Source organism: Fodinibius sp. GM108 (assembly GCF_058386985.1).
This window is the reverse complement of record NZ_JBYEIR010000005.1, coordinates 88,124-102,691: the sequence shown is the minus strand read 5'-3', so window position 1 is coordinate 102,691 and position 14,568 is coordinate 88,124. Positions and strand designations below refer to the sequence as shown.

At 40.3% G+C, this 14,568-nt stretch carries 19 protein-coding genes; 14 read left to right on the top strand and 5 right to left on the bottom strand.

What is annotated here, in order from left to right:
- Position 1 precedes the first annotated feature (1 nt).
- Positions 2-2,197 carry a hypothetical protein gene (locus tag ACT3ID_RS10660; protein WP_491542016.1) on the bottom strand — a complete coding sequence of 732 codons (2,196 nt, stop codon included), beginning with the start codon at positions 2,195-2,197 and terminating at the stop codon, positions 2-4.
- A 488-nt stretch (positions 2,198-2,685) separates the two neighbouring features.
- Here ACT3ID_RS10660 and ACT3ID_RS10655 point away from each other — a divergent pair, with 488 nt between their 5' ends.
- The 5 genes from ACT3ID_RS10655 (at position 2,686) to ACT3ID_RS10635 (ending at position 4,995) form a co-directional block, all read left to right on the top strand.
- A complete protein-coding gene (locus tag ACT3ID_RS10655; protein WP_491542015.1) occupies positions 2,686-2,949 on the top strand; it encodes a hypothetical protein in 264 nt (87 codons plus the stop codon).
- 148 nt (positions 2,950-3,097) lie between these two features.
- Positions 3,098-3,448: an antibiotic biosynthesis monooxygenase family protein gene (locus tag ACT3ID_RS10650; RefSeq protein WP_491542014.1), complete on the top strand. Its 351-nt coding sequence runs from the start codon at positions 3,098-3,100 to the stop codon at positions 3,446-3,448.
- 605 nt (positions 3,449-4,053) lie between these two features.
- Positions 4,054-4,401, top strand: coding sequence for an alcohol dehydrogenase catalytic domain-containing protein (locus tag ACT3ID_RS10645; RefSeq protein WP_491542013.1), 348 nt, complete (start codon positions 4,054-4,056; stop codon positions 4,399-4,401).
- A gap of 3 nt (positions 4,402-4,404) precedes the next feature.
- Entirely contained in the window at positions 4,405-4,809 is a 405-nt protein-coding gene (locus tag ACT3ID_RS10640) for a thiol-disulfide oxidoreductase DCC family protein (protein WP_491542012.1), read from the top strand.
- Positions 4,810-4,815: 6 nt separating this feature from the next.
- A complete protein-coding gene (locus tag ACT3ID_RS10635; RefSeq protein WP_491542011.1) occupies positions 4,816-4,995 on the top strand; it encodes a hypothetical protein in 180 nt (59 codons plus the stop codon).
- Between the two features lie 27 nt (positions 4,996-5,022).
- Here ACT3ID_RS10635 and ACT3ID_RS10630 read toward each other — a convergent pair whose 3' ends face one another.
- Positions 5,023-5,532 carry a hypothetical protein gene (locus ACT3ID_RS10630; protein ID WP_491542010.1) on the bottom strand — a complete coding sequence of 170 codons (510 nt, stop codon included), beginning with the start codon at positions 5,530-5,532 and terminating at the stop codon, positions 5,023-5,025.
- Between the two features lie 434 nt (positions 5,533-5,966).
- On the opposite strand from ACT3ID_RS10630, the gene ACT3ID_RS10625 reads away from it, so the two are divergent.
- The 3 genes from ACT3ID_RS10625 to ACT3ID_RS10615 all read left to right on the top strand — a co-directional run bounded on the left by ACT3ID_RS10625 (position 5,967) and on the right by ACT3ID_RS10615 (position 7,505).
- Positions 5,967-6,332: a hypothetical protein gene (locus tag ACT3ID_RS10625; RefSeq protein ID WP_491542009.1), complete on the top strand. Its 366-nt coding sequence runs from the start codon at positions 5,967-5,969 to the stop codon at positions 6,330-6,332.
- 23 nt (positions 6,333-6,355) lie between these two features.
- Entirely contained in the window at positions 6,356-6,757 is a 402-nt protein-coding gene (locus tag ACT3ID_RS10620; RefSeq protein WP_491542008.1) for a DoxX family protein, read from the top strand.
- Between the two features lie 169 nt (positions 6,758-6,926).
- Complete coding sequence (locus ACT3ID_RS10615) at positions 6,927-7,505, top strand: DUF4256 domain-containing protein (protein WP_491542007.1); 579 nt, start codon at positions 6,927-6,929, stop codon at positions 7,503-7,505.
- A 308-nt stretch (positions 7,506-7,813) separates the two neighbouring features.
- On the opposite strand, the gene ACT3ID_RS10610 is transcribed toward ACT3ID_RS10615, so the two are convergent.
- Entirely contained in the window at positions 7,814-8,425 is a 612-nt protein-coding gene (locus ACT3ID_RS10610) for a LytR/AlgR family response regulator transcription factor (protein ID WP_491542006.1), read from the bottom strand.
- Between the two features lie 469 nt (positions 8,426-8,894).
- On the opposite strand from ACT3ID_RS10610, the gene purE reads away from it, so the two are divergent.
- The 5 genes from purE (at position 8,895) to ACT3ID_RS10585 (ending at position 12,140) form a co-directional block, all read left to right on the top strand.
- A complete protein-coding gene (gene purE / locus ACT3ID_RS10605) occupies positions 8,895-9,389 on the top strand; it encodes a 5-(carboxyamino)imidazole ribonucleotide mutase (protein ID WP_491542005.1) in 495 nt (164 codons plus the stop codon).
- A gap of 255 nt (positions 9,390-9,644) precedes the next feature.
- On the top strand, positions 9,645-10,079 hold the full coding sequence (locus ACT3ID_RS10600; RefSeq protein WP_491542004.1) for a nuclear transport factor 2 family protein: 435 nt from the start codon (positions 9,645-9,647) through the stop codon (positions 10,077-10,079).
- A 133-nt stretch (positions 10,080-10,212) separates the two neighbouring features.
- Complete coding sequence (locus ACT3ID_RS10595) at positions 10,213-11,265, top strand: endonuclease/exonuclease/phosphatase family protein (RefSeq protein WP_491542003.1); 1,053 nt, start codon at positions 10,213-10,215, stop codon at positions 11,263-11,265.
- A 32-nt stretch (positions 11,266-11,297) separates the two neighbouring features.
- Positions 11,298-11,720: a hypothetical protein gene (locus ACT3ID_RS10590; RefSeq protein WP_491542002.1), complete on the top strand. Its 423-nt coding sequence runs from the start codon at positions 11,298-11,300 to the stop codon at positions 11,718-11,720.
- A 3-nt stretch (positions 11,721-11,723) separates the two neighbouring features.
- Complete coding sequence (locus tag ACT3ID_RS10585) at positions 11,724-12,140, top strand: PH domain-containing protein (RefSeq protein WP_491542001.1); 417 nt, start codon at positions 11,724-11,726, stop codon at positions 12,138-12,140.
- 7 nt (positions 12,141-12,147) lie between these two features.
- On the opposite strand, the gene ACT3ID_RS10580 is transcribed toward ACT3ID_RS10585, so the two are convergent.
- Together ACT3ID_RS10580 and ACT3ID_RS10575 are read right to left on the bottom strand one after the other, a co-directional pair.
- The gene (locus tag ACT3ID_RS10580; protein WP_491542000.1) at positions 12,148-13,203 is read right to left on the bottom strand and encodes a hypothetical protein; all 1,056 of its coding nucleotides are present in this window, start codon (positions 13,201-13,203) and stop codon (positions 12,148-12,150) included.
- A 15-nt stretch (positions 13,204-13,218) separates the two neighbouring features.
- On the bottom strand, positions 13,219-13,677 hold the full coding sequence (locus ACT3ID_RS10575; RefSeq protein ID WP_491541999.1) for a hypothetical protein: 459 nt from the start codon (positions 13,675-13,677) through the stop codon (positions 13,219-13,221).
- Between the two features lie 177 nt (positions 13,678-13,854).
- Between ACT3ID_RS10575 and ACT3ID_RS10570 the strand changes: the two genes are divergently transcribed.
- The gene (locus ACT3ID_RS10570) at positions 13,855-14,214 is read left to right on the top strand and encodes a hypothetical protein (RefSeq protein ID WP_491541998.1); all 360 of its coding nucleotides are present in this window, start codon (positions 13,855-13,857) and stop codon (positions 14,212-14,214) included.
- Positions 14,215-14,568: the final 354 nt, after the last annotated feature.

Here is a 14,568-nt window from a genome sequence, read left to right as displayed (position 1 = left end):
TTTAGTTTACGGTGGTGGTAATGTCAGCCTTAACCCTTATTTGCAGCGTTACGTAATCATCTTTTCGGATTCGCACGGCTTCCTTATCGGGAGTATTTAACGTTATTTCCAGCTTTATATCCCGAGTGCGGTTAAGCTGCTTAAGGTCATCTTCAGCAAAAGAAATCTCTGTTGAATTCTCCGACGGGCTGTTCACATAGCCATTTTCATCCACGCCAGATGCATTAATAGCTATACCTGATTTATGTGTCACTTCCTCTCCGTTTTCGTCGAGCAGAATGATCATAAGATCCAGGTCGAGTGGTAGAGCATTAGTATAATTGAGCGTGAGTGTAGCTCCTTTAAGCGATTGATCGTCATCTTTGCCCGGCAGATCTCCCAAGTCTGCCTCCAACGTATCTTCGAAAGTGGCATTATCTGCAGAAAAATTCAGGGGCAGATCAAAGCCCATCGTTGGATCGAAAATAACCGGATTTACGATGGTACCATCTTCCTCGTTGTTATTTACTTTAGCAGCTCCCACAAAACGAATCTTATTCGGCAGATTATTAAAGAAGTCCGCCGAATTGGTATTAGAGGCATTAAATTCATTACTGCCCAGTTCGCCATTTTGCGGATCCGGGTTTTCTACCGGATCAATAGAAAACTTAAGTACCTGGTCAGCTGTTGCCGGCTGTCCGTTTACTTCAAGTTCCGAAGGTATTTCATCATTTTGTACCTGATAGGGCGAACCATCTTTCCCGGTCAAAAACTCGGTATTACCTTTATTGTCTGTCCCGGCTATAATTGCATAAATAGTTGTATTGACTCCCAGGTTAGTATTGTAAATCGTACTCAAGATCGGATTTTCAAAAGCAATACCGGAAACACGATCCGAAATATCATTAATACCATCAATTTCGATGGTTTCTGCCTCATCATCATTAAAGATATCAATATTTTCCTGACCATCGACGGTCAGATCTGTGTTCAGCAATACCATGTCTGGAACGATGTATCCCTCTGCCCTGCTGAGCTCCAGGTTATTTAAATCTACCTCGGCATCGATTCCATCATTTTCATTAATAGTACTTGTGGAAGAACCTTCTCCCTGCTGCATATCTTCGGTTCTTGCTTCAATAGAGTAATCTAAAGTTCCATTGTGTGCCTTGATACGATGCCCCGTCAGATCAATGCTATTTGAATAGCTGCCGTTCTGCGCAATATTTATTGTCGGTAGTACAAGCTCGTTGCCGGATTCATCTTCGATATCATGAAAGACAATATCCAGCGTCTCAACAGCAATACTTAGACTGCTGTTAATATCGATTTCCAAGGTACCGCCACCCAGCTCTACAAAATGATCAGCCTCACGAAATTCAAAGCTGCTTTGGTCGATTTGTGAAGTACCATTTTCATTAAACGACTGGGGCTCAACCGCGGCTGTAACTTCAGAGGCAACCAAATTCTGACCGGTCACATCATCTACAACCAATTCGCCTGCATCGGCCTGCATCTTTTGAGTATCCCAGCTAACATCAAGCTCAACCCCTAAATTTGAAAGCTCTGTACCCGCCGAAACATCTATAGTAGCTGTTTCTGTACTCGCATGATCAAAAGGACTTATAACATCACTGCCCACAGGTGAGCCATCAGAGTTAAGCGTAACGGTCACATCCTTAGCATTAAATCCTAAATCATTAGATATAGTTATCAGAATAGCACCATCATTTTTTATCGTAGCACTATCAAAGTAGTCAGGGTCAAAATTATCAATTTGAACACCACTAGCTGAACCGCCAGGTAGTTGATCATTCTCTTGAAGACCGGACTGCCCAGTAATATCTTCAGCAGAAACACTACCTATATTACCTGAAGAGGCTAAGTTTGTCAGCTCAATTTCTCCGACCTCAGCACCGGTAGTGGTCGGATCGGCATCAACATCGGGGATAGCATCCTCCAAATCCCCAAAATCGAATTCCTCTTCATTGGTGATGCTCACCATTCCTTCTGCATCAGCAGAAAAGAAATCCTCATAATCCTCTGAGGTTGTATCAAGCAGTGCCTCCCCGCCTCCCAAAAAAGGATATGTTTTTTCTTTGCTCAGAGGTACTTCGAGTTCATGATTTAGTTCAAAATCGGGAGATCCGGGACGTTCACATGCCCATAACCCGATGACAAGTAAAAGAGATGCCGAGATAAGCAGCAATTTTTTCATCTGTAAATAACCATCTTTTTATTATTGATAATACCCCACAGAACTTTGGAAAGTTTAATTATCAGAATTGAAGAATACCGCAGGGATAAAAATTTTTAATAACCGCCAACGATCGCCTTTAAACGCAATATCCCTCTTACCCAAAGTTCTTGACTACCAGATTATTCTGGTTGGTAAAAAAGCATCTATCGGGGAAAAAACAAAATTAAAAACATAGAAAACGGAAATTTTAATCTTTTACCTTATGATAGATCGGCAGGTTTATTTTTTGTCTCTTTTTCTATACTGCGTGTATTTTTTTACCGCAGACAGCACAGAGGGATACGCAGAGGTGATCTGTTTTGATATCTGTCATACTGTTTACTTTGTCAGCGAAACTTTAAAGCTGCGGGTGATTGCTTATGCAATTTCAAAATTGTAAGCTTTAAAAAATAATCAGTAGGATGTCAGAATAGCTTCAATAACATTGATCAATAGTTTTAAATGCTATGGCTACCCAAGAGATCATTAAGGAGTTTTTCAAAGAAAGGTTTAATAACACTTTCCCATTTTTTCTGTATAAAGACAAGCAATTATTAAAAAATGGAAAGTTCCGTGAGTATGCCCGGGAGCAGATCAAAAAAGCCAACAAAATATTCTGGTCTGTCGGATTCGGTTTATTTCTTTGCTCATACTATGGAATCATCAGTTTCATTGAATATGGAGCTGATCCCAACTGGTTTGATTTGATAATGGGTCTAAGCGCTGGCTAGGTCTTATTGCTGCTTTATTTTATTCTGCAAAAGAATACTATACAATTAAAAGTTCTATGTCATTTTTTATCAAACTGCTCGATAATCAAAAAGAAGATGCTGACAGTCAGCATCAATAGCTTTCAAATGGCAATACAATCCAATGATCATGAAGGAAAATTCCCAAAAAATTAAAAAGCTCATCAACAGTAACAGTGAGGTTTATACTGCTTCATTTATTTTTCGCATGAAAAAAGATGATAAAGAGTTTCAGCGTTTGAACAGTATTATTGACCAGGTTGCAAACGATAATCCGGGATTTTTGGGAAAAGAAAGCTGGTTGAACAATGAGGAAAATAAAAGATCTGTTATTTACTACTGGAGCAGTTTAGAAGCATTGAAAGAGTTTTCAAATAATCCCGATCATCAGGAAGCCAAACGAAAATATAACCAGTGGTACAGCGGCTATGAAGTGGTCATTTCAAAAGTGTTAAAACTCAAATCTGATGGTAACCTGTAACTTATTGTGTAACTATTAGTTATGAATAAAAATATTTCAAATAGCTTTTTAGTCTACAGCTTTTGTGATCCTTGGGATTTACTTTGTTACAACTGCTCATTGATAGCGCGGGAATTAATTCCCGCGCTCGTTATATTTCCCTCTTTTCTCCTCGCTCCGAAGCTCCCGCTTCGGAGCGTTATCAACTCTTGCTTTAATATTCCCAACTAGTTAAATAGTAATGGAAGCAGAACTTACCTAAAGCCTGAAGACAAATCACCAGGCTTAGAAGAAAAAACCGAAGCTCACGTAAAGTGTGCTTCTTTTAATACTTAGCCCACGGATTCATCCGTGGGTAAGAGTAAGTTTGGTAAGATCCACGTTGGTTTTCTTTTTCGAAATGGTGTCACCATGAAAGCTCAGTTCCAACAGGATAACTACATTCCTAAACAGGAATCTGGGAATTATATATGGATTTCCTCTTTCCTGCTATAGACTCCGCCTGCAGTCGGTGCAAAGTGCCTGAAGGAGATGCCTGTCATTTTAGCTATAATTTAATTAACGTGATTCCAGCCAGGATGTACTCAATACGAAAGCAAGAAATCCACAATAATTTATCAAGACTGATGAAAGCAATTGTATGTCCCACATACGGACCGCCTGATGTGCTTCAATATCAAGAGGTAGAAAAGCCTTCTCCCGGTGATAATGAAGTTCTTATAAAAGTGCATGCCGCATCGGTAAATGCGGGCGACTGGCATCTAGTGAGAGGCAAGCCACTCCCGGTCCGATTCATGTTTGGCTTACTGAAACCGAAGCATAAGATCCTTGGAATTGATGCTGCCGGACGAGTTAAAGCGGTTGGTAAAAATGTAAAACAGTTTCAACCTGGTGATAAAGCAGCGCAGATTGATCTGTTTGGATCTGCTAAATCTGTGGCATTTACTTTACCTGTTAACAGCAAACAATACTAGCCATTGGACAAAAACAGAAGAAAAATTATTCTGTTCGACGGTGTATGCAATTTATGCAACAGTACCGTCCAGTTTTTAATCAAAAGAGATCCGGATGCACAATTTACCTTTGCCTCTCTGCAATCGGAGCAGGGACAAGAATTGCTACAGGAGTATGATCTGCCGACGAGTAATTTTGAAACTTTTGTCTATCTTAAGAAAGGCAGATATTTTTTGAAATCGTCCGCTGCACTAAGAGTTCTAAAGGATTTAGGTGGATTATGGCAGCTGTTTTTTCTGTTTATTGTGATTCCACCGCTGATCAGGGATTATCTCTATAGCATTGTCGTCAGAAACAGGTATCGCTGGTTTGGTCAGCGCGATTCATGTATGGTTCCAACGCCGGAACTGGAAGACAGGTTTTTATAAGGAAATATGAGTCCACAAGTAGAGCTGGAACCTGTTAGTGAGCAGCACGCTCCCGCTGTTCAAAAGCTTGCGACCAGTCATCCCGATATCGTAAAGCCCACCCGTCTGCCCGATCCATATCCCGAAGATGGTGCCGAACAGTGGATCCGATATGCCGTCCCCCGCCACCAGAATGGGGATGAATAGGCTTCGTGATTTTTATTTAACAAATCACTATGGCCCCAAATGCGTAACCCAGAGCCGATCGCGACTAAGTTGTTTCGGCTTTACAAGGTAAAGCGACGCATCAGTAAATCTGAATAGCGGACTTCCGGGAGATTCCAGAATATCTATTCTTGAAGTCCAGCGCTTATTCATTGTATCCTTTACCAGATAAAAATCAGACTTTGAGGGACTTTCGGGTATAGACAGGTAAATAATATCCCCAAACTGGAGATCACCACCCCAACGTTCATGCAGATCGCGACTGACGGCTATCCACTTTAATTCTGAAGCGGATGAGATATCAAACTTCGTCCCATCAGCAACGATATCCGGTGTCGAGTCGGTCTGTTCCTCCACAGGATGATACATGGTAACATGTACTGATCGTACAAAGATTTTTTCATAAAAATGAGAGATTATATCCTCTCTTGTAATTTCATAATCTATTGTTTCGTTTTGCACAGGTAAAGAAATTAATACCAGACAAATCAACACCAACGCGGTGAATAGGTGTTTCATTTTTCCTCCCTCATTAATTGCGATTTAAAAAAGGTTCAATCCTGTTTCCTTTCCTAAATGCTTCACCTTACCCTCCATATAGCACTCTAATTATTTTGAGAACTACATACTTATCCCACAAGAGTTATGCCATTCTCAATCAGGATTTTTAAAAAAGGTAGAAGGATACTTTATCAGCTGTTAGGGCAGGTTTTAATAACCAAGCAGTGTATTTTTAGCGCCAATAAAAGTGGGGCAATTTTACATCGATGTGTATTTTTGGGACGAAGAAGAAAGGAACGTCTGCCAGTATCCCCTTTTTGTAAAAATCGCGTCTAAAATTTTGGTGGTGCAGCCTTCCCATCCATAAATAAAATTTGGATGTCCAATTTCCACTATCTCAATCATTATAAGGTGTAACACAAACATTCACATCTAAATAAAAGAGATAGCGTATGAACATCTTCTTATGGGTTCTTCAAACCCTTCTTGCCCTGTATACCGTCGTGGGCGCAGTGTGGAAGTTTTCCAATTCCGAGCAAACCGTGCCTTCTCTGAGTGCAATTCCCCACAAAATCTGGCTGACGATGTCTGTCATTGAGCTGGCTTGTAGCCTGGCCCTGATTCTCCGGGCATTCAATAAGTCCCTGGCCATCCTGGTCCCTATTGCGGCATTCTTCATAGCCGCAGAAATGGTGATCTTTTGTGGGTTGCATATATATTCCGGTGACGAAAGTTATGGCCCAATAATCTATTGGTCTGTCGTGACTGTCATATGCACGTTCACTGCCTACGGCAGGTTCGTACTAAGACCTTTTTAACAACAACAGATCAAAAAATTATTATGGAAAAGACAAAAAGAAATAAAATCATTTATTGGGGGGCCACCCTTTGGTTGGCTTTAGGAATGGTATCGACCGGAATACTGCAGTTAGTAAGAATGGAAGCGGAAGGAGCCGTGGCACCACCCGGAGTATTTGGTATCAAATATTTGGGCTACCCCGTTTACTTTCTGACTATACTGGGCGTTTGGAAATTGCTGGGAGTTGTAGCACTGCTGATCCCTAAATTTCCATTACTAAAGGAATGGGCGTATGCCGGCTTTTTCTTTATCATGTCAGGAGCGATAATTTCGCATATTGCGGTAAGTGACCCATTAATTGAACTACTTCCTTCATCACTGTTACTAACTCTGACGGTGATATCATGGTATTTCAGACCTTCGGATAGAAAACTCGTCAAATAATCCCAACTAAACGAAATACATGTCTATTTCTAAAAAGATTAGATTTTACCATTAAACATAATTTCTTGAAATTATTAATCTTAATCAGAATGTATTCCGAAAATACTAGATGGAAAGGAATTAAGGGATCAATGACTAGTAATTACGATGAAAAAGTAAATGAACCTGTATGCAAGACGTTAAATCAGATAATGAGCTGTCACCGGAACAACATGAAGAACTGATCGAGGTGTTGAAAGACCGTTTTGAGAAAAACATGCATCGCCATAAAGGTCTTAAATGGACTGACGTACACGCAAAGTTGGATTCTCAAGCTGGCAGAGAAAAGCTGTGGTCGCTCCATGAAATGGAACGAACCGGTGGAGAGCCGGATGTCGTCGGGTATGATGAAGAAACAGACGAATACTTTTTTTATGACTGTTCAGCGGAAAGTCCCAAAGGCCGCAGAAGCATTTGTTACGACCGGGAAGCACTAGAATCCAGAAAAAAGCATAAACCCGAAAACAACGCTGTTGATATGGCAGCGGAAATGGGCATTGGGCTTTTAACGGAGGAACAATATCGGGAACTGCAACAATTCGGGGAATTCGATACAAAAACCTCGAGATGGGTAAAAACAACTTCTGATGTTCGGGAACTCGGCGGTGCTCTTTTTGGTGATCGCCGTTACGGCCGTGTCTTTATATATCATAACGGCGCAGAATCTTACTTTGGTGCGAGGGGGTTCCGTGGCTCACTGATAGTCTAAATTTACAGACAGCAAAAATTGAGAACGGATCACCTAAAATAAATTAACGTGAGTTCGATGTTAATCCCGAACTTGAATTCTCATTACCTGTTGGATAAATGATATGTTGTTCCCTTAATCCAAAACAGTTTCTCACCTTGAACTCACGTCAAATAAAATAAAACGCTATGAGCGAGAATAGAATGAATCCCAAGGTTAATGAATATGTAAGCAGTGCTAAAAGATGGCAGCAAGAGATGAAGAGATTGCGAACAATCCTTCTCGACTGCGGACTGACCGAAGAACTGAAGTGGAGAAAGCCCTGTTACTCATTTCAAGAAAGTAATATCGCTATCATACAACCCTTTAAAAAATTTTTCATTTTCACCAATTTCTAAAATTCGGAGCATTTCAGACTTGCTGTCAAAATTCAGTTTATCCGCTAAAAAAGGATAATCGTATCCGATTGGACTTTCAGCAGAGGGTTCGGGAGATATAACATCAGTTTTACTGGAAATCATTACCTGTATGAGATCACGTATCATCAAATCACTTTGGGAGATAGGCTTGTATACATGATCGGTACCGGTAGATTGAATAATCCAGTCTATAGCCTGCCGAAAACGATGCTTGGAAATCGGCTTTAACAGATAATCAGAAATATTGTATTCGAATGCTTTTAGAGCATACTCTCTCTCTGATGTCACCAGTATAACCTTTAAATTAGTATGCCGCTCTAAATGATCTAAAAATTCAAAACCATTCATAATCGGCATCGAAACATCCAAAAAAACAAGATTCAGGTCATATTTTTTTGCCAGATTCAAAGCCTGTTCCCCGTTTCCTGCAACTCCCATAAGATTTAGCCGATCATGTTTCTTAATAAAAGCTTTAAGTACCGCCTGTGATGTCTTATCGTCATCAGCAATTATGCAATTCAAAACCATTTGTTTTCCTCTTGGATTTTTTTGTTATAGATTAAGTAGGGATAGCAACGGTTTTGAGGAATCGTTTGTTTACTGCTACATAAACAAATTTCAATCCCAATCGTGTGAGAATGAATTGACAAACACTACTGCATGACGTCCTCCTTCTTTACCTCATCCATACTTCTTATTTAATCGTGCCTGTTTTTAGTACAGATGATGGTAAAATTTTATGCTGACCTTGCTCTCTCCTTCCTCGTTTATTAGTCATCAAATGTCACTCTTTCATTGATCTAATATTGAGATTTTTTTCATCAAAAGCATAACTGTTAAATAAAATTAATTGCTAAAATTTCTATCTGGATTGTAATAAATGGATTGATCTGTCTATTTCTCCTGATACCTCAGAATGTCTTGTATCCCTCAATACATTTCTTCATTTTCCGGTGGAATTGCAAAATATCACAGTTAAATCAGTTATATCATGAGCAAATCAGAAAATCCACTTGTAGGCGTAATTATGGGTAGCGACAGCGACTGGCCCACTATGAAAGAAGCCTGTAAAATTTTGGATGAATTTGAAGTGCCTTACGAAAAACAAGTTGTTTCTGCCCACCGCACCCCTGATGATATGGCCGGGTATGGGAAAAAGGCACGAAATCGAGGCCTCCAGGTAATCATTGCCGGTGCGGGAGGTGCCGCTCACTTACCGGGAATGACAGCCGCCCATACTACACTCCCGGTAATCGGCGTTCCTGTTAAAACAAGTACGTTAAGTGGGTTAGACAGTCTCTATTCAATCGTTCAAATGCCGCCGGGTGTACCTGTTGCTACCGTGGCGATCGGAAAGGCCGGTAATGCGGGGCTTTTAGCTGTGCGAATGCTAAGTATGCAGGATGAAAACTTAGTTGACAAGCTGAATCAATACCACGAGCAGATGGCTGAAGAATCTCGTAAAAAAACCAATAACCTGACCTAGATCAGGTGCCCTGCCCTCTTTAGCTGTTAAAATTAGTTTGGCATTCATTGAAAATCATGGAACAAGCTGTCAGCTATCAGCAACTAACTGGTCCTTGTTGCTGATAGTTTAAATAGGGGCAGCTGATATCTGACAACTCGAACCTCTCATCGTTAAATACGTTTAATTTGTAGTTATATCGCGTTTTAGTAAAATTACTAGAAGGATTGGTTAAAAGAAGATTATTACAAATATACATAAGAGGGAGAGGCTGTCATGGAAAAGCTAACCACTAATCACCTGTCTGCAGAAGAACAAGCATTATGGAGCCGCGTTCATGAGCTCTGGGAATGCTCACTGGAGCGCGATTTAGCTACTATTAATGAAGCCATTCACTCCAATTACAAAGGATGGGATGATAATAGCCTGGTCCCCCATGACCGGAGTTATGCTATTCATTCCATCAAGGATAATTCCAATCATTTACTCGATTACGAGCTGTATCCACTCGGGATTACTGTTTATGAGCATAAGGTGGGAATAACAAACTATCGCTATCGTGCTAACATTCGGGACAAGCAAGAAAATGTTCGAGCTATTAAAGGACGTTGGACCGAAATTTATATCAGAAAGAATAAAAAATGGACCTTAATTGGGGTCCACGGCGGATCGGAATCGTTAAAGGTCTTATCTTCGGCAGACCATTATTAACTTTTTCACCAATTATTTGTAGCTGGAACTATTTTATTGTTATTACATTACGATTAATATTAACAGATTAAAAATCTAAACGTGGAATCTACCACCCCGGCGTCACTACAAAAATTAATTCAGCTTTTTCAATGTGAAAACCCTTTTATTCATTACCGGAATCCTGATGGTTGCGGCCACACTTTTACCTCTAATTCGCAAAGATAACTGGTGGATACGAGGATTTGATTTTCCGAGACTGCAAATAACAACAATAATTGTCGTAACACTGGCCGGATATCTGTTTTATTGGGATGATCTTGCTTCTGCCGATATCATACTCCTTGCTGTCTTGTTCGGATGTTTGATATTTCAGTGTTATATGATTTTGCCCTATACCCGGTTGGTACAAAAGCAGGTCGAGAATAGTGAAAACCCGAAAGGTTCGCCAAGCCTCAGCATCGTTTGTACCAATGTGCTAATGAGAAACCGGCAATCAACAAAATTGATCAACATACTTCAAAATGCTGACCCGGATATTATCCTCGCTCTTGAAACTGACGAATGGTGGGTCAGTGAGCTTAAAGAATTTGAAGAGATCTATCCTTATGTTGTAAAAGAGCCACTGGACAATCTTTACGGAATGGCTTTGTATTCCAAACTTGAGCTCATAAATCCACAGATTAATTTTCTGGTCCAGGATGATGTGCCATCAATACATGGTCAGATAAAATTGCCTTCGGGAGATGTAATGAATCTGCACTGCCTGCATCCCAGGCCCCCGTTTATTACAGGTAGTGAACATTCCACTGAAAGAGACGCCGAACTGCTCATGGTGGGCAAGAATATTAAAGATATCGAAAATCCGACAGTTGTTTTGGGGGATCTAAACGATGTAGCCTGGTCCAAAACAAATTACCTGTTCCAAGATATCAGTGGATTACTGGATCCACGTGTTGGACGCGGCTTTTTTAATACCTTTCATGCAAAATATCCATTTATCCGTTTCCCGCTTGATCACTGCTTCCACTCTAATCACTTCAAACTAATCGATTTTAAAAGGCTCGATTATTTTGGGTCCGACCACTTCCCCGTTTATATTGAACTGAGCCTGGAAGCAGATGCACAGATCAGGCAAGAAGAACGTGAAGCTGATGACAAAGAGAAAGAAGAAGCAGAAGAAAAAATCGAGGAAGGCACTTCATAATTTCTATGACACTACACGAACAAGACTTCCTAATGCGCCAAATACAGTACCTTACGCAGGTACTACAACAAATTATTTTCAAGAAAAATCAGAACCAATACCAGGAAGCCGTCGATGAGATAGAAGATGCTTTTAAGAGAATCACCAAAGACCATCCTAAATCGTTTAACGATCTTAGTTTAAAAGAGACATGTGACATCTTTAAAATAAACGGACAGTTCCAATCCGAGCTGGCAGGTGCCGTAGCTGATTTACTTATAGAAGAAGCTGATATGCTGCCTCAGAGATTATACAGCAAGTCTCAAAAATGCAGGCAACAAGCCCTGTTGCTTTTCAAAAAAATGCTTTCTGACGAATCGGCTGCTGTGCCGCTTGATATCAGCGAAAAGATACAAAAGCTCGAATCTTCATTAACAGAATCCCGAATTCACGAAAAAGATCAACTTTACGAATAAGTAATGGATTGGCTGGACGATAAACTTGCTAAAGATGAGGAAGTTATTTTCCTAACTCGTCCTCATATTTCTCTGTTTGTACGTTCGGGAACTGCATTTATCTGTAGCACAGTCTATTGGTGGTTAATATTCCCGGCTATATTCCTGTTCTTTTTTGATCTGTTGATTTTTTATACCCATCAATTTGTTGTCACCAACCGGCGATTTATACAGAAACGAGGAATGTATTATATCCGTATTAAGGACTGGCCGCTAAATAAAATTGATAATGTCATCTGTACCCGTTCGCTCCGCGACCGACTCAGAGGGTCTGGCTCTGTAATTTTAATTGGCTTTACTTTTCCGAAATCGTACTTCAGAGGTGTAGCTAAACCCCGGAAACTGCGTGATGCTATTCACAGCCAGTTACCTGCCGAATAACTCCTACTTATTTTTGACAGCCCCATCCTGAATGAGATTCGCGGTTGCTTTTAGCACCAAAGCTAGCAGGTTTGTAAAGAATTTTCGAGGACTCTGCCCCATCCCAAAAAGAAAGCTCGGCACAGTCAATATTCTCTTTCTCAATGGATGTATTGGACTGCTGGTTGTGGTATTCTGTATATTTTTTTGTAAGCAGATCCAGTGATTCTATCGCTTCCAAATCATACACTGACAAGGTAATAGCAGTCTCCAGAAAGTTTTGCAGCCGATCGTATGTTTCTCTGGCCATCAATTGGGCAAGCGAAAATATTTTTTTCTGCGGATCCGTTTCAAGCTCTAAAAGCGGTGGCGTATCGATATGTGAGAGGTGTAGATTTTGCGGCGATGCTAACATATAGCGGGAAATCGGCTGTATCTTTGAAGCCATAACCGGAGTTCCGTTGTCACAGGTTGACAACACCGTTAGGTCAAACTTTTGATCAGGATTTAAAAAAGATTCAGCACCATCGGCAAAAAGCTGAATGTTAAAGCTGGCATTGGGACGAGAACGATGATAGCTGGTTTGCTGCAAGTGCGGGATTTCATGGCCAAAATAAAGTAGAAATTTACGGTTCACCTGTTCCGCACGATACTGGTCGAAAAGCTGACGCTCAGTTACAAAACTGCTGTCGGCAGAATTTGGTGAATACCGCTCCCGATGTAATAGTTTTCCATGGCGGTAATGCAGCAACAGCCGATCTTTACGGGGAAAGATTCCGAACACCTTCGTTTCGGGTCGCTGGTAAAAAATGAAAATTTCACCGTGTTCAGCCTGCTCCGCCACAGATATGGCTTCTTTTACTTTTTCCTGATCAGCCTGTCGGGCGCTCCCATTCTCATCATGATACAGATAATTGGCATCGCCATGAACGATATAGATCGCAGAATAATGAATCTCAGATTGTTCGGCTGCCGAAGTGGAATTCGCTGGTTCATCAGTGATCAATTCACCTGGTGAGTGACACCCGACTAATCCCAAGCCTGCTAATAAGCCGATCAGAAATATATGCAGAGCCGATTTCATGAGGTTAGTACTCTTCTATAACAACAAGAGTAATACAAGAATGACAGCTAAAAGTGTAGCGCTGATGCTAATTACCACTGTATCAGCTTGCTCAAGATCTTGCTGTACATAATTCGCAAAATTACTGAGCTTGTTATCCGCCACTTTTCGATAACCTTCTGTTCCATTCAATTCATTCTTTTTCTCTTGTATGTTAGCTTTCAAGGCTTTAATTGCCTTACGATCATCCGAAGAAGCGAGCTTTCTATTTAAAACTTTATCAAAAGTTGTGATCATTTTATCGAACGAACTATTCAAAATATCACGTTTTTGAGCCGGATCTTCGGCTTTTTCAACCCTCTCAACTATTTTATTTATATGCTGCTTGAAAAGATCCAATGCATCATCACGATCAAGCGTATCGTTCCCCACTGCAATTGTTTGCACCAGTAAAAAGATTGCAGAAAATATAATAGACAATGTTAACCCTTTCATAGTCATCTTTTTTAAATTTAATATTTATTACTAACTGCTATTTTGTTTTAGCTCCTCTTAGAATAATGCTGTACCTAATATTTATAATTGATATCAGGAGAAAATGTTCGCCGTTTTTTTATTACCCGAATTAAATAGATATTAGAATTATCCAATACTTCAATAAATTATCTCATTTTGGCTGATTACAATGAACATCTCGAAGATCTGCTGGACCACCATCTGATCGATAATGAAGAGCTGACAAAGAAAAAGGAATCTAACGGCGTTAGTTATACACTTAACGGTAATATGTGCCTGGGTGTTTATGAGGATATGATGGTTGCACGGATCGGTGAAAAGCTGTCCCAAATGCTAGTGGATCGCCCCGGCATTCACCGATATCTCCCGGATGAAGGGCTTTATGATGATTTCATTTTAATTGATGACAGCATTTATCAGCACTCAAAAGCACTCCAAAAATTTATCGACCAGAGCATTACATATACTCGTCAATTGCCTCCCAAAGATCACGGAACTAAAAAGTTAAACAAGTAAAATAGATAACTGTAAGTATATTTTTCCGCTAAAAAACCATTTTCCAAATTCTTCAATCCCGACTCCTGTCTTTACAAATGGACAATAGCAGGCAACAGAAAAGTCCCCTCGTGAGAGGGGCGGCCACGTATCAGCGGGGGGGATTTTATTTCACAAAGCTTCAGAGAGAAGACGCAGAGTTGCACAAAGTACCAACCGGTTGATTAAAACCTTCAAATCGCTAATAAAAAAAGTACCTGATTTCTATTTATTCTAACAGTACAGTCTGAACTGTTATTTTTCTCACCATAAACAAAGGTCTCTCCCACTGGTCGAGATGACAAGTTATAAGTTGTGGTCCAAGGTCATCGCCAA